Here is a 19,161-nt window from a genome sequence, read left to right on the forward strand (position 1 = left end):
GGGAATGTCGGACGGCCCAGACCTGACCCCCGCGTGGAAGCGGCTGGTGCAGGCGCCCGAGCCGCCGGCACCCGCTCTGCCACGAATCGGTAATTTCGGGCAACCGCGTGCACTGGCTACCGGCCCGAAAGTGGCGATGGGGCTGCAGTTCGAGCTGCGCGAGCAGACTCCGCGCACGAATGACCGGTGGCGTGGGCCGACGGCCAAGCCGGTGAAAGCGCTCGAGCCCGGCCACGGCGAGTTTCGGCTCGGCGTGCGGCCGGTTATTTCGAATGCGAAGGGTAACTGGGTGCGGAGCAACGTCACCTGGAGCCACCTTACCTTTCAGCTGAACCGGTTCAACCTCGACCCCGAACACCACCGCTGGATCTCCCAGTTCGCCGCCCTCTACAAGGCCGTGCGCGAGGTGTACACAAGCCAGGAAACCGACTGGATCTACCTCGACAACTTCACCAGTGCGCTGCTCTGGCCGTTGCTGCGAGAGGCCGAACAGCTCGGCATCGGCTTCGTCGGCGCCAAGAAAGGGGTGTGTGTGCGGGTCGGTTCGCTCGCCGAGATCAGCCTCGACGCCTCCCGAACAGATTCTGCCGGACCCCTGGTTCTGCAAGCCCGCCTGCACATCGACGGGGAGAACCACCCCCTCGAGGCCGCCGGAATCATCGCCGGCCACGGCATCTACAGTGTGCGGTTCGGCCTGCCGACCGTAATCACGCTCGCACCGACCGCTGGCCCGCTGAACCGCGAGCAGCGTCACCTGCTCGGACGCGTCGAGGCGGCGATGGTCCCCGCAGAGGATACGGCCGAGTTTCTCGGCTCCGTCTACCCGACCCTGCAACGCACGGTCCTGGTCACCAGCACGGACGCCTCGGTGCGCTTTCCCGAGGTACTGCCCGACGACTTCGAGCGCACCGAAGTGCCGCACTTGGTAATCACGACGGTGGAGACCGACCAGCGCGACTGGTTCGATCTCGGCGTGATCGTCACCGTCGGCGCGATCACGGTGCCATTCGGCCCGCTGTTCAAGGCGCTCGCCAAGGGCCAGACCCGCCTGAAACTGGTCGACAACAGCTATCTCTCCCTGCAGAGCCCCGAGTTCGAACAGCTGCACGAACTCATCAACGAAGCCCGCGCACTGCAGGAGTGGGCGACCGGCCTGCGCATCAGCCGCTACCAGGCCAGTTTATGGAGCGATTTCGAGGATCTCGCCGACGAGACAGTGCCGGCCATCTCATGGCGGGCCGCCGCCGCCGGGCTCAAAAATCTGGCCGGCATCGACCCGACTTCCCTTCCGGGCGGCGTGCGCGCCACCCTGCGCCCCTACCAGCAGGAGGGGTTCGCCTGGCTCGCATTTCTCTGGAAGCACCGGCTGGGCGGGGTACTCGCCGATGACATGGGCCTCGGTAAAACACTCCAGACCCTGGCGCTGCTGGTGCACGCGAGTGTCTCTGGGCCGGGGCCGTTCCTGGTCGTGGCACCGACATCCGTTGTGGCGAACTGGCAGAACGAGGCGACTCGATTCACGCCCGGACTGCGGGTACGCACCGTCACGGCGACGGAGGTGAAAAGCCGCACGCTCATAGCGGATGCCGCCACCGACGTCGACGTACTCATCACGTCGTACGCGTTGTTCCGTCTCGATTTCGACGCGTACCAGGCAGTGGCCTGGGCTGGCCTCATTCTCGATGAGGCGCAATTCGTGAAGAACCGCACGAGCCGCGCCTATGCCTGCGCGAAAGAATTGAACACGCCGTTCAAACTGGCCATCACGGGAACTCCGCTGGAGAACAACCTGATGGATCTGTGGTCGCTGTTCAGTATTGTCGCGCCGGGCCTGTTTGCCTCATCGCGCAAATTCATCGAGGACTACGTCCGGCCGGTGACCCGGGGCGAGAACCCTGAGCGGCTCGCAAAGCTGCGGCGGCGCATCCGCCCGCTGATTTTGCGCCGGACCAAGGACGTCGTTGCCCGTGACCTGCCGCCCAAGCAGGAGCAGGAGTTGCAGATCGCGCTGAACCCGGCGCACCAGAAGCTCTACGACACGTTTCTGCAGCGGGAACGGCAGAAGCTCTACGGTTTGATCGAGGAACTCGACAAGAACCGGTTCATCATTTTTCGCTCGCTCACCCTGCTGCGCCTGCTGAGCCTCGACGCCTCCCTCGTCGACAAGAAGTATGCGGGCGTGCGTTCGAGCAAGCTCGACGCCCTGTTCGACCAGCTCGACGATGTCATCAGCGAGGGACACCGGGCACTCGTCTTCAGCCAGTTCACGTCATTTTTGAAGCTCGCCGCCGCCCGGCTCGACGCGCAGGGTGTTCCGTATTGCTACCTCGACGGGTCGACGTTGCGGCGCAGCGAAGTGATCGACCGGTTTAAAAGCGGTGCGGCGCCGGTGTTCCTGATCAGCCTCAAGGCGGGCGGCTTCGGTCTCAACCTCACCGAAGCCGACTACGTCTTTCTGCTCGACCCGTGGTGGAACCCGCAAACCGAGGCGCAGGCCATCGACCGCACCCACCGCATCGGCCAGACCCGCAACGTGATGGTCTACCGGCTCGTCGCGACCGGCACTATCGAAGAGAAGGTCGTGGCACTCCAGAAGCAAAAATCGCAGCTGTTCAACGCTGTGCTCGACGACGACGCCATGTTCAGCACCGCGCTGACCGCCGAAGACATTCGCGGTCTCCTCGAGCCGTGATCAGACCGCGCTCGACGCCGCCCACAGGTTGATGCCGTTATCGACGGCGTGCTCGTCGATGGCGGCCAGTTCCTCGGCGCTGAAGTCGAGGTTGTCCAGTGCCCCCACGTTCGCCTCGAGCTGGGCGACCGACGATGCGCCGATAAGCGCACTGGTCACCGCTGAATTGCGCAGCACCCAGGCCAATGCCAGCTGGGCGAGTGACTGACCACGTTCGGAGGCGATCTCGGTTAGGGCGCGGATACGGGTCAGCGCCTCCGCGCTCACCATGGACTTGTTTGCCGAGCCATCCCGGGCGACCCGGGAGTCCGCCGGAATACCATCGAGGTAGCGGTCGGTGAGCAGCCCCTGGGCCAGCGGCGAGAACGCGATACAGCCGACGCCGATGTCGTCGAACGTATCGAGCAGGTCGTCCTCGACCCAGCGATTGAACATCGAGTAGGAAGGCTGGTGAATCAACAGCGGGGTGCCGAGGTCGGCCAGAATCGCGGCTGCTTCTCGGGTGCGTGCCGGCGAGTACGACGAGATGCCGGCATAGAGGGCGCGGCCACTCGTCACGGCGGTGTGCAGTGCACCCATGGTCTCTTCGAGCGGGGTATCGGGGTCGGCACGGTGCGAGTAGAAGATATCGACGTAGTCAACGCCCATGCGTGAGAGCGACTGGTCGAGGCTCGACAATAAGTATTTACGGCTGCCGAAGTTGCCATACGGGCCCGGCCACATGTCGTAGCCGGCCTTGGTCGAGAGCACGAGTTCGTCGCGGTGGGCGCTGAAATCTTCGCGGTACAGCTGGCCGAAGTTCGTTTCGGCCGACCCAGGGGGCGGACCGTAGTTGTTGGCCAGGTCGAAGTGGGTGATGCCCAGGTCGAAGGCCCGGCGAAGAATAGCTCGTTGTGTGGCGAGCGGCTTGTCATCGCCGAAGTTCTGCCATAGACCGAGCGAAATGGCGGGAAGCTTGAGGCCGCTGCGCCCGACACGACGGTAGGGCATGGACTCATAACGGGATTCATTCGCGAGATAGGTCATTTGATCATGATGGCACTTTTCTCGTCCACACCGACGCTACCCCAGGAGAAACCTGGAGTACGCGTCAGCAAGCTCAGTGCGCGGATTTCATCTCGGAACGCTTGCGCGGTTTGCGGTTCTCCGCGCTGACCATCCAGGAATACTGCTCGAGCTTCTCGATGAAAGCGTGAAGAAGATCGGCACTGGTGGGATCTTCCTCGTCGACCTCATTGTGCACCTTGCGCATGTTGGCGACCGTGGCGTCGAGCCGTTCGGTGATGAGGGTGACCGTCTCGGCCGTGTCGACTTCGCCGTCGGGAAACTTCGGCAGGTTGGTGGCCTTGGTGACCGTCTCGCTGCGACCGTCAGGCATCGCGTCGAGTGCGCGCATGCGTTCGGCGACCTGGTCGGAGAATTCACGCACATCGACGATGATCTCATCGAGTTGCAGGTGCAGGTCGCGGAAGTTCTTTCCAACGACGCTCCAGTGCGCTTGTTTGCCCTGCACGTGCAATTCGATCAGGTCGACCAGAACGGACTGCAGGTTGTTACTGAGTGTTTCGGAGGCGTGCATGGTGTCCTTTCAATCAGGGAGAATTCGCCTCAAGGCTATATCACGACCGTGTGATCTGGGCCACAATGCAATCACCCGACCGAGGGCCGCAAACCCGACGTGCGGCCCCCGGCACGCGGGATTATCGCGGGCGCGGCGTCTGGCACGCCCTGATCTCGTCAGGCGTCCTTGGGGGCGCGTGGCGGGCGCGGCTTACTGTACTTCTTGTGCGCGGTCTGCGGGGCGGTACCAAGGAGGCGCGCGATATCAGCCCAGGAACAGCCGCCGTCGCGCATCGCGTTGACCGCCGCGGTGACTCGCAGGTTGACGTCGACGCGATCGCGCACCGCGCGTTCCAACTCTCGCTCCAGGGCTCGGTAGGGCCGGGCAATATGCGGGGCGGTTTCGTCTGTCGGTAGTGGCAGTGGTTCAGCCGTACCCTCATCGAACTGGTCGTGACTGTCGGGGGTGACACTGGTCATCGGCAACCTTTCCACTGATGAAATGTAGGCCCAGCGTGTTGGTGCGTCAACCACTTGACGCAGACATTTTGACGTCTGCGCAGTCGGTGTTGTATGCGTTCCCTCGAACGTGCGTGCGCTATGGCAGAATCAAGGGCATGGCACTCGAGGGACGTCCCGGCGCGGTCGTTTCTGTCAGCCGCGATGACGCGCACCGCTTCAGCAAGCCGGTGGTCGCAAGCATCCGTTTGCTGGCTGGAATCGGTGTCGAGGGCGATTCTCACGCGGGCCCCACGGTGCAGCACCGTTATGCCAAAAAACGCGATCCCACGGCGCCCAACCTCTGCCAGGTGCACTTCATGGCCGCAGAGTTGTTCGACGACCTCGTACCCACCGGGTATACGGTCGCACCGGGCGAGCTGGGCGAAAACGTGACGACCATCGGAATCGATCTGATGACCCTGCCGCTGGGAACCCGACTGCACCTCGGCAGCGAGGCCGTGGTCTCGATCACCGGCATGCGCAGCCCCTGCTCGCTCATCAACGGCTACCAGAAAGGCCTGATGAAGCAGCTCATCAAAACGGATGCTGCCGGCGCGGTTCAACGCCGCGGCGGAATCATGGGCGTCGTGGTGACCGGCGGCATCGTGCAACCGAGCGACCGGATCCGGGTGGAGCTGCCCGTCGGTGAGCATCTCCCGCTCGGGGTCGTCTAGATCTGGATTCACGATCAGGCCAGATCAGGGGCTTACTCTCCGGATCCGGCCCGACAACCAAGCCCTACTGGGGATCAGCGGAGGTGTGGAACCACGGCGGGTAGACCGCAACCTTGGGCTTATACGAGCTGGCCTTCAGGATGCCGCGCACAGTTTCGCGCACATTGTCGTTGCAGACGCCGATGAGCGTGATCAGGTCCATCGGCACGGCGTCGGGAACGAGCAACTCGGCTTCGAGAATCATCGCACCGTCTGCTTCGGCGCGAAGGGTCTGCAGCATGCGTTCGGCGGTGGCCGGCGTGGCGCCGAACCGGGTCAGCGCGCCGGCGGCATCACCGTTGGTGACGGCGATCACGCTCGCAACGAACGGAACCGCCTCTTCGGCGGCGTCAGCATCTGGCGCGGTCAGATCTTGGGCGGTCAGATCCTGGGCCTCGTCTACCGGGGCATTGGCCGAGACAATTTCAGCTGCGGCACGCGCCGCCATCCCCTCGTTGATCTTCTTGACCGTACTCACGAGCATGACGAAGTCGAAGGCCTCGGAGCCGTGGGTATCGCGCGCCAGGCGCGGGTCAGCGGCTTCAGCTCGCACGCTCTCCCAGACGGTCGCATTCGGCGACAGAAAGAAGGGCACGTACTCAGCAACACTGCGACCATCGCCGGAGACGCGGGCAGCCCGGCGCAGGTCGCGAGTGCCCGGTGCGGAGATGTCGACGGTCGGCCGCGCGGTGAGGGCGTCGTTGGCGAGCAGGCGTCCGTCCTGCAGGATCGCACCGAGGTTGCTGATGTGCGTGAGGTGGTACACGCGCTGCTCGTCGACGTTGTCGGTCGAGACCTTCTCAGCTCGCACCGGGCGAGGCGCGCCGGCCACGCGAACCGGGCGGGCTGTGCGTGCGGCGGGCATAGCCGCCGTCGGTAGCGGGTCGCGCAGCGAAGACAGCTTCGGGGCGCGGGTCTTTTTCACCGGGGTGAGGGGCTCAGTAACAACTTTGGGAAAGCACAGAGCGCACAATTGGCCCTCGAGTCCGTGGATGCATTCGTCGTCCAAGAGGGAAAAACCTTTCGTTACGCGGCTCGCACCACTCGGAAAAGCCGAACGCACATACCGCTTATCAACGTTACGTTCATTTGGGTGGCAGCGCTGACCGTTCTTTAGTTTTTCGGCAACTTGAACCGAACAATGAGACCGTCGTCAGTGCATTCAATGCGCAGATGATCGAGCCCGGGCACGACGAGGTCGGCCACGAGTTCGGCCGCCGGATAGGTTCCGGCGACTCCGATCGTGGTACAGCCAGCGGCGCGGCCGGCCTGCAACCCGGCAGGCGCATCCTCGATTACCAGACACCGGCGCGGGTCGACGCCGAGCCGGGCGGCTCCCTCCAGAAACGGTTCAGGGAACGGTTTGCCGCGCGGGGTGTCATCGATGGTCACGATCACGCTCGGTGCCACCAAAGCGGATGCCGCCAGCCGTGCGACCGCCAGTGGCCGCGCGCAGGACGTGACGATCGCCCGTCGACTCTCCGGCAGGCTGTCCAGGAGCGCTGCGGCGCCGGGCAACACGGTGATGTCCTGGGTGTCAGCGGTTTCGAGGGCCAGAATGCGGTCGATCGCCTCGTCGACGCGGGCGGCTGGCACAAGTTCTGCGATGATGTCGCGCGCCGGGCGACCGTGGACGGTTTCGTCCTTGGCCACGCCCCATTCCCTTCCCCAAACGGCCCACGAGCGGTTGACCGCCGGCGTGGAATCAATGAGGGTACCGTCCATGTCGAACAATACGGCGTCGAAGGTGCGCCCCTGCAAAACGTTTTCGGTGGCAAAACTGAGGTCGGGCATCCGTTGTCCTTTCGTCGCGCCGGCTACCTGCCGATGTGTCAACGGTAGGCCACCGAGCATTGCCCACGCCATTCGGTGCCGCCCGGGCCGGTATCGTGGACAGCAACAACCGAGCTGGGAGACCTTGACGTGTGGACGACCGTTCTGGTGATTGCAGCCGTGCTGGTCGGGTCGAGCATGCAGCGCATCACCGGCATGGGCTTCGCCCTGGTAGCGGCGCCTTTTCTGGTTTTATTGCTCGGGCCGGTTGACGGCGTCATCGTGGTCAACGTCTGCGGGGTCCTCACGGCAAGCATCATCCTGACGCGAGTATTTCGGCAGGTGGACTGGCGGCGCTACATAGTTCTGGCGCTCTGCGCCGTCGTCGGTATCGTGCCCGGCTCCTACGTTTTGCAGTTCGTTTCGGTAGCCTGGCTCGAAATTTCGATCGGCGTACTCGTGGCAGCCGGTCTGACCATATCGGTGAATCTCGGCCGGGTCGTTGTGCGCGACCGCCTCGGTTTTCGCGTGATGGCCGGCATGACCAGCGGGTTCATGAACACGACGGCCGGTGTCGGCGGTCCGGCGGTGAGCATTTACGCGATTGCCACGGGATGGCCGCAGCGGTCATTCGCCGCGACCATGCAGCCGTACTTTCTCACGATCGGCCTGGCGTCCCTGGCCTCAAAATTCGCCCTGGGATCGGCCGACCTGCCCCAGTTACCCGTGCTGGTCTGGGTGCTCATCGGATGCGCCTGCATCGTGGGGCTCATCATCGGTGACCGGCTGGCCTCTGTGGTCGAGCCGCACGTGGCCCGCCGCCTGCTCGTAATCGTTGCCTATCTCGGGTCGTTCGCGACCATCGTGCGCGGGATAATCGAGCTGCTCGTCTAAGGCGGGCGGCAATTTGGCCACTTCCTCAGATAGTGAAGTCGGCGCCGTCGATGGATACCGACTCGGAGGCGGCCGGGTTGGCAAGGTGATGCGCGGCATCCGTCTGCATCCTAGGCTCGTCGGAATAGGTAGCCGTTACCAGAATGGGCATGTGATCTGAGGTGCCCTGCGGGAGGGTCTCGACATTGGAAATTATCAAGCCCATCGAGGTCGCCAGGTCGAAGTGTCCGCGAAAGAACTTATAACGGGTATACGTGCGCGTATCGCTGAGCGTGAGGTCATAGCCGGACTGGTTCACCTTATTACCGAGCTTGCCCTGGAAGATTGGATAGTTATAGTCGCCGACCATGAGGGTCGGCAGGCCGGGGCCCAGAACGCTCAACTCTTCGTGGGCGCTGCGAATCTGGTTGCGGCGCAGAGAATTGAGCGCGGTCAGCGGCGCTGCGTGAAACGATGCCACAACGAACTCCCGCTGCGCGACATTATCGACCAGGCGGGTGGCGATCAGGCGTTCGTGTGCGGGCGCGGCGACACGGTCGTGCAGCGACTTCTTGAGCGCGAAGGTCTGCGTCCTGATCGCTGTGAAGCGGTCCCTGCGATAGTAGATGGCCAGGCCGAGGCGATTGCGATGAGTCGAATCGGCCAGGTGCAGGTTTCCGACCTCGGCCGGCAGATCGACGGTGTTGCATTCCTGCAGGCAGAGAATGTTGGGACTGTACCGTTCGGCCAGGTCGACGAGTTCGCCGCTGGCACGGTTCTTGCGGAGGTTGTAACTAATGACCCTCATGGCACCCGTCTCAGACTCGATGGCTAGGCCTCCAGCCTACGACTCTCGCCGGGGTCGAAATTGAACATCCGGGGTCAGTTGACACATGCGCAGGTGGCATCCAGCCTGCCGACTTTTTCGAACCCAAGGGTCGACGCCGAGGCGTCCCCGGTCGGGGCTGCCCGGCGCACGAAACGTAGACTTGATCGGCCGCGTTCCTGCGGCACACGCGAGGGAGCCGCATGACCCAGAACGACATCGTTCTTATTCGCCACGGGCAGACCGAGTGGAGCATTTCCGGTCAACACACTGGGCGCACCGACATTCCACTGACCGACTTCGGGCGCCGTCAAGCGGATGCTCTCGGCGAGATGTTGGACGGTCGACACTTCGATCGGGTCTACTCGAGCCCGCTGGTGCGTGCCTGGGAAACCATGGAACGGGCCGGTTACGGCGCGCAGGGCGTGGCCACCGACGACGTGCTGGAATGGGATTACGGGGTGTACGAGGGACGCCGAACCGCGGACATCCGCTCGGAAATTCCCGGCTGGTCCGTGTGGGGCGATCCTATTGTGGATGGTGAATCCGTAGAGGAAGTGGGCGCACGGGCTGATCTCGCCATCGACACCTGCCTCGCAGCCGAGGGTCGGGTGGCCATTTTCGCCCATGGACACTTTCTGCGCATCATGACCGCGCGCTGGATGGGTTTGCCCGCCGTCGCTGGCAAGAGCCTGAGCCTCGGCACCGCAACCGTGTCGACGCTCGGTTGGGAGCGCGAGAACCGCGTGTTGCAGATGTGGAACGACTCCTCCCACCTGAGCTCGATGGACCCGATCGTTTAGTCGTCCGGCGAACGAAGCACGGCAAACGGCCGTACTACCCCTAGTCTGGGGTTAGACAGATTCTATTCGTTGGAATCATTGTCGTGGGGGCGCACGAACGTATGTGCGTATTGCGCCCGGAGGGCACGACAGTTGGGGCTTGGGGGCGTCACCTACTTTCGAGCCCGGTCAACGGGAGAAGCCCGGTGTGCAGCACCGGCGGCCATATCAGCACGTGGCCCTGCCCTGACCCGCATCGTGCGGGTCTTTGGAGAGGGAAAAAAACATGAGTTCGTTTACACAGCTTTCATCGTCGCGCAAGCGACTTCTCGGCGCCCTCCTGGTCGTCGGCATCATCGGAGTGGGCAGCATCGGAGTCGGCGGAGCCGTCGCATCCGAGCCCGCACCGCGCGCCGTGGTCGACCTTGGAGAGGCCGGCACCTTTGCTATCCTCTCGAAGTCCGGCATCACGGATGTCTACACATCAGCGATCAGCGGAAACGTCGGAGCGAGCCCCATCACGGGAGCCGCTATTCACGTCACCTGCCCGGAGGTGACCAATGGCACGATTTACAGCGTCGACGCCGAGGGCCCCTCCTGCATCGTGACCGATGCCACGTACCTCACCGAGGCCGTCAGCGACCTCGAGATCGCGTACACCGATGCCGCCGGGCGCACCACTCCGGACTTCATCAACCTGGGCGCCGGCGAAATCGGTGGCCTGACCCTCACCCAGGGCCTCTACAAGTGGGGCACCGACGTGAACATCTCCACCGACGTCACCCTCACCGGCACCGCGGATGACGTCTTCATCTTTCAGATCTCCAAGGACCTGGAACAGGCTTCAGCTCAGAACGTGATTCTCGCCGGCGGCGTGCAGGCGAAGAACGTGTTCTGGCAGGTTGGCGGATCCGTCGCCATCGGCACGACCGCGCACTTCGAAGGCACCATCCTCAGCCAGACGATGATCGCCATGAAGACCGGAGCGACCATCAACGGACGCCTCCTGGCCCAGACGGCCGTCACACTGCAGAGCAACACGGTCACCGCGCCCGTCGAGTAGCTTCGCAAAATATGCACACGGGCGCGGCTGACGTCGTGTCGCCCGCGCCCGTGTGCGTTACCGCGTGAACGTCGAGGTCAGTGCACCGGCACCCAGGTTCCCTTGACTCGCTCGGTGATCAGCGACGCCCGCAACTCGGCGACGACCCGCAGATCTGCCACGACGTGGGCGCCGATCTGCAGGGCCGATGCCGAGTCATCCGCCGTGAAACGCACGATGACCCGCGCTGCACCGGCGACGATCGTAAGATCGGAGGCTTCCACCGTGGTGAATTCGGCGGCCGCCGCAGCCGCCCGGGGCACGACCGAGGCAGGCACGGTTCCTGTGTGCAGGGATTCGATACTCATGGTGACGCGATAAGAAGGCATGGATTCAGGGTACGGGTACTGCTTTACTGTACGAGTCCTCAACCCCTCACATTCGGAGCCCCATGACGTTCACTGCCACGATCATCGCCCAGGTTCAGCGCACCAAGCCCGATGCCCTCGCGGCCATCGCTACCGCCCTCGGTACGAACGTAGAGAACCCGGCTGGAGCGAACGCTTTCATCGCGCTGCCCGACGGCGGCCGGATTGATGTGGAGATTCCCAAGTTCGGCGAAAGCCTGCCCTTGACCATCGACGTGGTGAACGTGCGCGGCCAGGCCGAAGCGCGGGCATCCGCTCAAAACATTCTGGATCTGCTCGAGCAATCCACCGGCTGGCAGGTCGACCACCTGCACGACTAAAGCGAACGCGCCCCATCCGTGACACTCAGGTGCGCGGCTTACACTCGCAGATATGACTGAATCGACTGCCACCGCTTCGCGCATCACAATGTATGGAGCACAGTGGTGCAGCGATTGCCGTCGTTCCAAGTCGCTGCTCGACCGCCTCGAGGTGGACTACGACTACGTCGATCTGCTCCTCGTCGAGGACGGCGCCGATCGCGCCCGCGCCATTAGCGGGCGCACCAACATTCCCGTCATCGTGTTTCCCGACGACACGCACCTGGTCGAGCCCAGCGACGCCGAGGTACGCACGAGGCTCACCCAACTCGGCTACATGGGCTGACCCAGCCTCACCCCCGTGCTATTGTCAAAAATCGCAGGCACTAACGGGGGTCGCATCATGAACGCAACTATCACGACGTCGACGCGGCACATTCCCATTTCGCTCTGGATCAGCGCGGCACTGTTCGTCATTTACTGCGTGCCCGGCGTCGCAGTGTGCTCGTCTGTGCGCGATGACCCGCTCAACGTTCTCGTGCTGCTTTCGGTTTCTCCACTCATGTTCGTCGGCATGGTCATCTCGGTGGTCGATATTGTGCGCACCCGCAATCGCGGCGGCGTCAATCAGCCGTATGCGCGGCTGCAATGGGTCGGCCTCGCACTGATGGTCTTAGCGATGCCGTTATGGATGGCCGCCGCGATTGTGATCGCCTCCCTGCCCTAGCCGTACCCGGCGCGCTCTCGGGCAGGGACTCACTGGCTTTTTTAGCGGCGTGTTCTCCTTCTGTTAATACAGAACTCTTGATGTTTTGACATCTTTACGCGTAGCGTCTAAGTGTTACCCCAGACCCTGGTAGCGGTTTTGACCGCTTCGAGTCAGGGGTTTTGATGTTTCACACGTTCCTACATCCGATCAGCAGGTTGTCCGGCGAGGCATGGACCTCCGTTGGGATAGCTCTTCCTCCAATGAGTGTCACCATCACTCCGGCCGTCGATTTCGATCAGCAATCATCGTCTCGCGTGCCGCCAGCGCACGGCCCCCCACTCGGCAGCGGCACGATTACGTCGACGCCGCTCGACGACTGGCTCAACAATCTCCCGGCGCGCGGCTGGGATGCCTGAGCGCCGTTGTCACAACCGCCGGGGGCGCCAACCAGCAGCGTCGGCCACGGGTGAGTCGCACCCGCCGTCACCCGATGCTCAGCGGCGCACGATGGAACGCAGCAGGCGCACGGCGACCGAGAGAGACGCCATGTCGTCTTGCGCGAGCGAATTCACCTCGTCGAAGACGCTACGAGCCCGGCCGAGCTGTTCGGCGTTGAGTTCTTCCCAAGCGAGGAGGCGCTCGTCGGCAGTTCCGGCATGTGTTTCATCGAGCACGGACCGCGTCATGTCTGCGACGGTCGAGTAGAGGTCGTCGCGGAGAGCTGCGCGGGCGAGGGCCTGCCAGCGGTCCTTGCGCGGCAGCTTGGTGATGCGCTCGAGCAGACTGTCGACGCCGAAACGGTTGTAGATCGTGTAATAGACTTCGGCGACCCGGGTGACCTGCACATTCGCCCTGGCCGCGATCATGGCCACGTCGAGCAGCGCGTACGCTTCGAACAATTCCGACCAGCGGCGACCGAGGTCGTCAGGCAGACCCCACTCCCTGGCCTTCTCTTCCTGCGTTTCGAGGCGCCCGCGATCGGCGCCCTGTAGGTAGTCGCCGAGGTGCGCGCGCACGAGCGCGATCTGCGGCTTGTACGCGGCGATGACCGCGCCGACAGGCATGTTGGCGCCCTGATTGACCTGCCAACGCACGGCACGGTCGAGCAGGCGGCGAATGTCCAAATGGATCGACGTCCATTTTTTGGTCGGGAACGACGACGGCAGCGCGTTGAGTTCGTCGACCATCGAGTCGAGGTCGAAAACCTCGCGCAGAGCCACGAAAGCTCGCGCGATCGTCGCCGAGTTAGCCGAGGTCTCCTCCATCGCACGGAAAGCAAAGGTGATGCCGCCGAGGTTGATCATGTCGTTCGCGACGACCGTCGCAATAATCTCCCGGCGAAGCGGATGCGTGTCTAGCTCGGCATCGAAACGTTCGGAAAGGTGCCCCGGGAAGTATCCGCGCAGGGTATTACCGAACCACGGGTCATCGGCCAGGTCGCTGCCCCGCAGCGCGGTAGCCAGCTCGATTTTGGCGTAGGCGGCGAGCACGCTCAACTCGGGGCTGGTCAGTCCCTGCCCGCGGTCCAGACGCTCCCGTAGCGTGGCTGTCGTCGGCAAAGCCTCCAGCTCGCGCTGCAGATCTCCCGATTCTTCAAGCCAGTTCATGAGGCGCTCGTAGCTCGGGCTCCAGTTGTTCACGAGCATGCGGTCGTTGAGCAGCAGAATATTCTGGTCGACGTTGTCCACCAGCACCAGCCGCCCGACCTCGTCGGTCATCTCGGCGAGGAACCCGGCCCGCTCGGCCGGGTCGAGTTTGCCGGCCGCGACCATTCGGTCCACGAAGATCTTGATGTTGACTTCGTGGTCGGAGCAGTCCACCCCGGCCGAGTTGTCGATCGCGTCGGTATTGAGGATTACTCCGGCAAGCGCAGCTTCGATGCGGCCGAGTTGAGTGAACCCGAGGTTGCCGCCCTCCCCGACGACTTTGACCCGCAGGTCCCGGCCGTCGACCCGAATGCCGTCGTTGGCTTTATCGCCAACCTGCGCGGCCGATTCACTGCTCGCTTTGATGTAGGTTCCGATGCCGCCGTTGTAGAGCAGGTCAGCCGGCGCCAGCAGAATCGCCCGCAGCAATTCCGGTGGGCTCAGCTGGGCCGTCCCTTCTGGTAGCCCGAGCACGACCCGCACCTCGGCCGAGATGGGAACGACCTTGGCCTGGCGAGGGAAGACGCCGCCACCAGCGCTAATCAGATCGGTCCCGTAGTCGGCCCAGGATGAGCGCGGCAGCTCGAACAACCGGGTGCGTTCCGTGAAAGAGAGCGCCGGATCGGGGTTGGGGTCGAGAAAAATGTGCCGGTGGTCGAAAGCCGCGACGAGTTTGGTGTGCTTGGAGAGCAGCATGCCGTTGCCGAACACGTCACCGGACATATCGCCGACACCGACGACGGTGAAGTCTTCGGTTTGCGTGTCAACACCGAGTTCGCTGAAGTGGCGCTTGACCGACTCCCAGGCTCCCTTGGCGGTGATACCCATCTCCTTGTGGTCGTAGCCGACCGAACCACCCGAGGCGAAAGCGTCGCCGAGCCAGAAACCGTATTCGGCGGCCAGCCCATTGGCGATGTCGGAGAAGGATGCCGTGCCCTTGTCAGCGGCGACGACAAGATAGCTATCGTCGTCGTCATGCCGCACCACCCGGTGCGGTGCAACGACGTGTTCGCCATCGACGTCGGCCACCAGGTTGTCGGTCAGGTCGAGCAGTCCACGAATAAAGGTCTTGTAGCTATCGATACCCTCAGCCATCCAGGCCGCACGGTCACGACCGGGGTCGGGTAGCTTCTTGGCGAAGAATCCGCCCTTGGCGCCGGTGGGCACGATGACGGCGTTCTTGACCGTTTGGGCCTTGACCAGGCCGAGCACCTCGGTGCGAAAGTCTTCACGGCGGTCGGACCAGCGCAGCCCGCCGCGGGCTACCTTGCCAAAACGCAGGTGCACACCCTCCACTCGCGGCGAGTACACCCAGATTTCGTACATGGGCCTGGGTGAGGGCATCTGCGCGATCTGAGACGGGTCGAGTTTGATGCTGAGATAGGGCTTGTGCTGAAAGAAATTCGTGCGCAGCGACGCTTCGATCAGGGTGATGAGCGTGCGCAGCACCCGGTCGGCGTCAAGGGTGGCAACCTGCTCCATTGCGACCCGCAGCTGTTCGCGTACGTCGGCGACGCGAAGCATCCGCTCGTCATCGGCCAGGTCTGGATCGAATCGGGCCTCGAACAGGGCAACGAGGCCGAGTGTGACGGCCGGGTTGGCCAGCAGGGCGTTCGCGACGAAACCGTAGGAGTTGGTGTTGCCGATCTGGCGCAGGTACTTGGCGTAGCTGCGAAGAATAACCACGCGGTGCCAAGGTAATCCGTCTTGTAAGACCAAGCGGTCGAGGCTGTCGGATTCGATGGCGCCACTGATGGCCGCGCCGAAGGAGTCTGCCAGCAGTGCGCCGGTCGCGACCGGGTCGACTCCGGCCGGGTAGCGCAGGCCGAGGTCGTAGAGGTAGAAGCGACGCCCATCGGTGGTCTGAATTTCAAACGGCACCTCATCGAGCACCTCGATGCCGAGGTTCTGCAGAAAGGGCAGAATCTGGCTGAGGCTTTTCGGTTCGGTCATGTAGAGCTTGATGCGGGCGTCTTCGCCCGGGTCACCAGCCGTTCTGGGCAGGTACACGTACAGTCCGGGGCGGCTGATTTTCGCGGCGCAGGCCTCGAATCGCCCAATGTCTTGCAGCGCATCAGTAATTTCGTAGTCGACCCGGTAACTGGCGGGAAAAGCGTCGGCCCACACGTCGGCCAACCGCTCCGCATCTTCGACCGAGTGTGTCTTGCACAGTTCGTCGCTGATCCCCTCGGGCCAGGATCGAACGGCTCTGGCCAGGCGTTGTTCCAGCGCCGCGATATCGACGGAGTCCGCCAGGACATCTTTGGGCAGGCGGATGCGATAGAACAATCGCGCCAGCGCAGATTCGGTCATTCGCGCTTCAAAATCGAGCGACTCCGAGTTGAATGTCTCTTGTAGTTCTTTCTCGATGCGCAGTCGCACGCCGGTGTTGTAGCGGTCACGCGGAAGGTAGACCAGCGCCGACATGAACCGGCCGTAAATGTCGGGTCGCAGAAACAGACGGGTACGACGACGCTCCTGCAGACGCTGAATCGCGAGCGACGCTGTGACGAGGGCGGGCACCTCGATCTGGAAGAGCTCGTCACGAGGATACGTCTCCATGATGCCGAGCAAGTCTTTTCCGCTGTGCGACTCGGGCGGAAAACCGACCTCGGTCATGACAGCCTCGACCTTCTCGCGCAGCACCGGAACTGCGGTGACCGAGCTGGTGTACGCACTAGCGGCGAACAGGCCGATAAACCGCTGCTCACCGTCGACCTCGCCGGCGGAATCGAAACTCTTGATTCCGATGTAGTCGAAGTAGGCGGGACGGTGCACGGTGGACCGGGAGTTGGCCTTGGTGATCACCAGGGCGGTGCGCTCGCGCGCCTTCTGACGGCCAGCATCGGTCAGGTGCTGAACCTGGTGACGGTCGTCGGCGTAACGCAGCAGGCCGAGGCCGCTCCCCTCGACGAGAGTGAGCACGTCCTCACCGCCCTGCGTTTCGAGGTTGTATTCGCGGTAACCGAGAAAAGTGAAATTGCCCTCGTCGAGCCACTGCAAAAGCTGCTGGGTCTGGTGAAGGTCCTTGATGTGCGCGCCACCAACGATTGTGTCGAGCGCTTGTGCGATCTGCCTAGCCTTGGTGCGCATGAGCGGCCAGTCTTCGACCGCGGCCCGCACGTCGTTGAGCACAGCAGCCAGCCCGCCGATGAGGCTGGTGTGCTCATCGTCGCTCGCGCTGTCGATCTCGATGGCGATCCAGGACTCGAGGTGCGAGGCATCATCACCGGTCGCGATGAGGTGGGCGATATTGGGCATGGCCGAGGTATCACCACTGGAGACACCGGCGCTGGAGACGCCGACGCTGGCCGGAATACGGTTGATATCGACGAGGTCGTTCGTGGACTTGCTGCGAGCGACGATGAGCAGGGGGTGCACGACCAGGTGAATAGCGGCGTGCTGGCGCACCAACTCGGCCGTGACCGAGTCAACGAGAAAAGGCATGTCGTCGGTGACGATATAGACGACACTTCGACCGGATTCATTGTGGATCTCGACGGCCGCGGTCTTGGGTACCCGGCGCTGCGCGACCCGCCAATGGGCACGCGCCCGAGCTTCCAGAACCTCAGGGGTGTAGGCCGCCGCATCTTCGTCTGTTAGATGCTCATAGTAATCAACTATGAACGTTTCGAGCGTTGGGCCGGAGGGGGATAGATCCGACGGCGACGGACCCGAGCGGGTGAAACCAGACGACATTGAAAAAACGCCTCCATCAAATTCATCGCCGTGCAGGTGCGGCTTGTTCTCGCTCACGAGCTACCGGCCACTGCCGGCATTCCCGGGTGGGAATCCGGTACGGCACTGACCGGGCAGCCTACGAGCAACAACCAGCGCACTGTGTACACAGACGAACTATGAGTGCGGGCTCCTGCGACGGGCACGTCGGTGTGCCTCGCCGAACTCAATCGTGGAGTCCTTATGACTTCATCGTAGCGCCGGGCCCTGCACCCTGGCTGGTCGCCGCAGAACCTGCGGCGACCACTGGGAAAGAGCCTGCTGCTCGTCGATTCGGTCGTGACCGGGGCGTACACCGCCGACCACTAGCGCTTCAGTACCAGCCAACAGACTGCGAGTGCGACCAGGCCGCGCACGGCGTTCCGTAGGACGAGGCCTTGATGTAGCCGAGACCCCAGCTGATCTGCGTGGTGGCGTTGGTAGCCCAGTCGTTGCCGGCCGACGCCATCTTGCTACCGGGAAGTGCCTGAGGAATTCCGGTCGCACCACTGCTGGAATTCATGGCCGCGTAGTTCCAGCGCGATTCCTTCTGCCACAACCGATCGAGGCAGCTGAACTGGTCCTCACCCCAGCCGTACTGCGAGGCGGCCATCGAACGCGCTGTGGCGCGCGCACCGTCGACGGAGTTACCGCCGGCTAAGGATTGCACGCGAGCGGCTTCGGCCGCGGCTTGCGCTGCTGCTTCAGCAGCCGCGGCGGCGGCGGCCGCAGCGGCCTCGGCGGCGACGCGGTCGACTGTAGCCGTGGCGGCAGCGACCGACGCGGTCTCCGCCTTCGCCTCGGCCGTGAGCGATTCCACCCGCTCGATCGGCAGGATCGCGTAGTTGGCAAGCGAGCTGGCTACCGAGGTGAGAGTGGTGGCATCCACTTTGCTTTGGCTGGCAGCGATGACGACGTGGGCCGCGCTCAGGGCAGCGGATGCGTTATCTCGAGTGATCGTCTCACCGCGCTGCACGTAGAACTCGAGTTGATCGCTCTGCAGGCCCGTACTTTCGGTGAGTACGGTCGTGGCGGCGATGCTGTCTTGCCTGGCATCGGCCGACTGGGCGACGAATCCGCTGCTGGCGACCAGACCGGCAATAACGAGTGCGGTTCCGGTCGCCGCTACGATCTCGTGTCGGCGGGTTCGTGGTTTGCGGCGCTCACGGTGAATGCGAGTGTTTTTGAGGGCGACGTGGGCATGAGGCATTTCCGTGTTTTTTGGGCGCATATCCTTCATTTGGCGCGAATGATGGGCGCTAGGTACGCCCATTCGCTAGGTTTTTGGTCCGTGCACTTCGGGGTGGCACGGACAAGGCCGCCAGCATGCCCGCCCTTTTTGAACAAAACCTCACGATATTCTCCGAAACTCCTGATTTTCGGTCACACGCGTTCTGTCATGGCATAATTTGCGACTGCTGGCGAGTTCATTCAGAGGTACGACGGAGCTTTTAGCCTGATCATCGTCGTATCGGTGGGCATAACGACCGAGTGGAGCGCGATCTTCAGGCTCAAAAAAATCGAAACTTATTTTGCACGAAATTTAGCGAGCAAGCGCTCCAGCGCGAGATTCCATTGGATGCGTTCCTGTTTCAGGCGC

At 63.2% G+C, this 19,161-nt stretch carries 18 protein-coding genes; 9 read left to right on the forward strand and 9 right to left on the reverse strand.

The window, feature by feature from the left end:
• Nucleotides 1–4 precede the first annotated feature (4 nt).
• Nucleotides 5–2,692 carry a DEAD/DEAH box helicase gene (locus CXY83_RS15185; RefSeq protein ID WP_104198157.1) on the forward strand — a complete coding sequence of 896 codons (2,688 nt, stop codon included), beginning with the start codon at nucleotides 5–7 and terminating at the stop codon, nucleotides 2,690–2,692.
• On the opposite strand, the gene mgrA is transcribed toward CXY83_RS15185, so the two are convergent.
• From mgrA to CXY83_RS15200, 3 genes are all read right to left on the reverse strand, one after another.
• On the reverse strand, nucleotides 2,693–3,718 hold the full coding sequence (gene mgrA / locus CXY83_RS15190; RefSeq protein ID WP_104198158.1) for an L-glyceraldehyde 3-phosphate reductase: 1,026 nt from the start codon (nucleotides 3,716–3,718) through the stop codon (nucleotides 2,693–2,695).
• A 73-nt stretch (nucleotides 3,719–3,791) separates the two neighbouring features.
• Complete coding sequence (locus tag CXY83_RS15195) at nucleotides 3,792–4,271, reverse strand: Dps family protein (protein ID WP_104198159.1); 480 nt, start codon at nucleotides 4,269–4,271, stop codon at nucleotides 3,792–3,794.
• A gap of 158 nt (nucleotides 4,272–4,429) precedes the next feature.
• Nucleotides 4,430–4,732, reverse strand: a complete 303-nt coding sequence (locus tag CXY83_RS15200; RefSeq protein WP_104198160.1) for a hypothetical protein — start codon at nucleotides 4,730–4,732, stop codon at nucleotides 4,430–4,432.
• A 137-nt stretch (nucleotides 4,733–4,869) separates the two neighbouring features.
• Here CXY83_RS15200 and CXY83_RS15205 point away from each other — a divergent pair, with 137 nt between their 5' ends.
• On the forward strand, nucleotides 4,870–5,427 hold the full coding sequence (locus CXY83_RS15205; RefSeq protein ID WP_104198161.1) for an MOSC domain-containing protein: 558 nt from the start codon (nucleotides 4,870–4,872) through the stop codon (nucleotides 5,425–5,427).
• Nucleotides 5,428–5,491: 64 nt separating this feature from the next.
• Here CXY83_RS15205 and CXY83_RS15210 read toward each other — a convergent pair whose 3' ends face one another.
• The gene (locus tag CXY83_RS15210) at nucleotides 5,492–6,475 is read right to left on the reverse strand and encodes a DarT ssDNA thymidine ADP-ribosyltransferase family protein (RefSeq protein ID WP_104198162.1); all 984 of its coding nucleotides are present in this window, start codon (nucleotides 6,473–6,475) and stop codon (nucleotides 5,492–5,494) included.
• 104 nt (nucleotides 6,476–6,579) lie between these two features.
• Nucleotides 6,580–7,260, reverse strand: coding sequence for an HAD-IA family hydrolase (locus CXY83_RS15215; protein WP_104198163.1), 681 nt, complete (start codon nucleotides 7,258–7,260; stop codon nucleotides 6,580–6,582).
• 129 nt (nucleotides 7,261–7,389) lie between these two features.
• Between CXY83_RS15215 and CXY83_RS15220 the strand changes: the two genes are divergently transcribed.
• A complete protein-coding gene (locus CXY83_RS15220; RefSeq protein ID WP_104198164.1) occupies nucleotides 7,390–8,133 on the forward strand; it encodes a sulfite exporter TauE/SafE family protein in 744 nt (247 codons plus the stop codon).
• Nucleotides 8,134–8,158: 25 nt separating this feature from the next.
• On the opposite strand, the gene CXY83_RS15225 is transcribed toward CXY83_RS15220, so the two are convergent.
• Nucleotides 8,159–8,920 (reverse strand): endonuclease/exonuclease/phosphatase family protein, encoded by a 762-nt coding sequence (locus CXY83_RS15225; protein ID WP_134572555.1) that lies wholly within the window; start codon nucleotides 8,918–8,920, stop codon nucleotides 8,159–8,161.
• A 221-nt stretch (nucleotides 8,921–9,141) separates the two neighbouring features.
• On the opposite strand from CXY83_RS15225, the gene CXY83_RS15230 reads away from it, so the two are divergent.
• Nucleotides 9,142–9,741 carry a histidine phosphatase family protein gene (locus CXY83_RS15230; protein WP_104198165.1) on the forward strand — a complete coding sequence of 200 codons (600 nt, stop codon included), beginning with the start codon at nucleotides 9,142–9,144 and terminating at the stop codon, nucleotides 9,739–9,741.
• A gap of 265 nt (nucleotides 9,742–10,006) precedes the next feature.
• Nucleotides 10,007–10,783 carry an ice-binding family protein gene (locus CXY83_RS15235; protein WP_104198166.1) on the forward strand — a complete coding sequence of 259 codons (777 nt, stop codon included), beginning with the start codon at nucleotides 10,007–10,009 and terminating at the stop codon, nucleotides 10,781–10,783.
• 77 nt (nucleotides 10,784–10,860) lie between these two features.
• Here CXY83_RS15235 and CXY83_RS15240 read toward each other — a convergent pair whose 3' ends face one another.
• A complete protein-coding gene (locus tag CXY83_RS15240; protein ID WP_146069952.1) occupies nucleotides 10,861–11,151 on the reverse strand; it encodes a hypothetical protein in 291 nt (96 codons plus the stop codon).
• A gap of 62 nt (nucleotides 11,152–11,213) precedes the next feature.
• Here CXY83_RS15240 and CXY83_RS15245 point away from each other — a divergent pair, with 62 nt between their 5' ends.
• The 4 genes from CXY83_RS15245 to CXY83_RS17685 all read left to right on the forward strand — a co-directional run bounded on the left by CXY83_RS15245 (nucleotide 11,214) and on the right by CXY83_RS17685 (nucleotide 12,614).
• Nucleotides 11,214–11,510, forward strand: a complete 297-nt coding sequence (locus CXY83_RS15245; RefSeq protein ID WP_104198168.1) for a hypothetical protein — start codon at nucleotides 11,214–11,216, stop codon at nucleotides 11,508–11,510.
• A gap of 52 nt (nucleotides 11,511–11,562) precedes the next feature.
• Entirely contained in the window at nucleotides 11,563–11,835 is a 273-nt protein-coding gene (locus CXY83_RS15250; protein ID WP_104198169.1) for a glutaredoxin domain-containing protein, read from the forward strand.
• A 57-nt stretch (nucleotides 11,836–11,892) separates the two neighbouring features.
• Nucleotides 11,893–12,216 (forward strand): hypothetical protein, encoded by a 324-nt coding sequence (locus CXY83_RS15255; RefSeq protein ID WP_104198170.1) that lies wholly within the window; start codon nucleotides 11,893–11,895, stop codon nucleotides 12,214–12,216.
• Between the two features lie 242 nt (nucleotides 12,217–12,458).
• Nucleotides 12,459–12,614, forward strand: a complete 156-nt coding sequence (locus CXY83_RS17685; protein WP_158251895.1) for a hypothetical protein — start codon at nucleotides 12,459–12,461, stop codon at nucleotides 12,612–12,614.
• A 78-nt stretch (nucleotides 12,615–12,692) separates the two neighbouring features.
• Here the strand turns inward: CXY83_RS17685 and CXY83_RS15260 are convergent, their stop codons facing one another.
• Nucleotides 12,693–17,543, reverse strand: a complete 4,851-nt coding sequence (locus CXY83_RS15260; protein WP_104198491.1) for an NAD-glutamate dehydrogenase — start codon at nucleotides 17,541–17,543, stop codon at nucleotides 12,693–12,695.
• 352 nt (nucleotides 17,544–17,895) lie between these two features.
• A complete protein-coding gene (locus tag CXY83_RS17890) occupies nucleotides 17,896–18,771 on the reverse strand; it encodes a hypothetical protein (protein ID WP_199184979.1) in 876 nt (291 codons plus the stop codon).
• Nucleotides 18,772–19,161 lie beyond the last annotated feature (390 nt).

This window comes from Cryobacterium sp. M15 (assembly GCF_002929675.1).
GTDB classification, from domain to species: domain Bacteria; phylum Actinomycetota; class Actinomycetes; order Actinomycetales; family Microbacteriaceae; genus Cryobacterium; species Cryobacterium lyxosi.

Excerpts from the sequence above, each read along its gene's own strand:
- CXY83_RS15245 (WP_104198168.1), top strand. The coding sequence starts at position 11,214 with ATGACGTTCACTGCCACGATCATCGCCCAGGTTCAGCGCACCAAGCCC.
- CXY83_RS15200 (WP_104198160.1), bottom strand. The coding sequence starts at position 4,732 with ATGACCAGTGTCACCCCCGACAGTCACGACCAGTTCGATGAGGGTACG.
- CXY83_RS17890 (WP_199184979.1), bottom strand. The coding sequence starts at position 18,771 with ATGCCTCATGCCCACGTCGCCCTCAAAAACACTCGCATTCACCGTGAG.
- mgrA (WP_104198158.1), bottom strand. The coding sequence starts at position 3,718 with ATGACCTATCTCGCGAATGAATCCCGTTATGAGTCCATGCCCTACCGT.
- CXY83_RS15205 (WP_104198161.1), top strand. The coding sequence starts at position 4,870 with ATGGCACTCGAGGGACGTCCCGGCGCGGTCGTTTCTGTCAGCCGCGAT.
- CXY83_RS15195 (WP_104198159.1), bottom strand. The coding sequence starts at position 4,271 with ATGCACGCCTCCGAAACACTCAGTAACAACCTGCAGTCCGTTCTGGTC.
- CXY83_RS17685 (WP_158251895.1), top strand. The coding sequence starts at position 12,459 with ATGAGTGTCACCATCACTCCGGCCGTCGATTTCGATCAGCAATCATCG.
- CXY83_RS15255 (WP_104198170.1), top strand. The coding sequence starts at position 11,893 with ATGAACGCAACTATCACGACGTCGACGCGGCACATTCCCATTTCGCTC.
- CXY83_RS15230 (WP_104198165.1), top strand. The coding sequence starts at position 9,142 with ATGACCCAGAACGACATCGTTCTTATTCGCCACGGGCAGACCGAGTGG.
- CXY83_RS15185 (WP_104198157.1), top strand. The coding sequence starts at position 5 with ATGTCGGACGGCCCAGACCTGACCCCCGCGTGGAAGCGGCTGGTGCAG.
- CXY83_RS15250 (WP_104198169.1), top strand. The coding sequence starts at position 11,563 with ATGACTGAATCGACTGCCACCGCTTCGCGCATCACAATGTATGGAGCA.
- CXY83_RS15235 (WP_104198166.1), top strand. The coding sequence starts at position 10,007 with ATGAGTTCGTTTACACAGCTTTCATCGTCGCGCAAGCGACTTCTCGGC.
- CXY83_RS15260 (WP_104198491.1), bottom strand. The coding sequence starts at position 17,543 with ATGTCGTCTGGTTTCACCCGCTCGGGTCCGTCGCCGTCGGATCTATCC.
- CXY83_RS15215 (WP_104198163.1), bottom strand. The coding sequence starts at position 7,260 with ATGCCCGACCTCAGTTTTGCCACCGAAAACGTTTTGCAGGGGCGCACC.
- CXY83_RS15240 (WP_146069952.1), bottom strand. The coding sequence starts at position 11,151 with ATGCCTTCTTATCGCGTCACCATGAGTATCGAATCCCTGCACACAGGA.
- CXY83_RS15225 (WP_134572555.1), bottom strand. The coding sequence starts at position 8,920 with ATGAGGGTCATTAGTTACAACCTCCGCAAGAACCGTGCCAGCGGCGAA.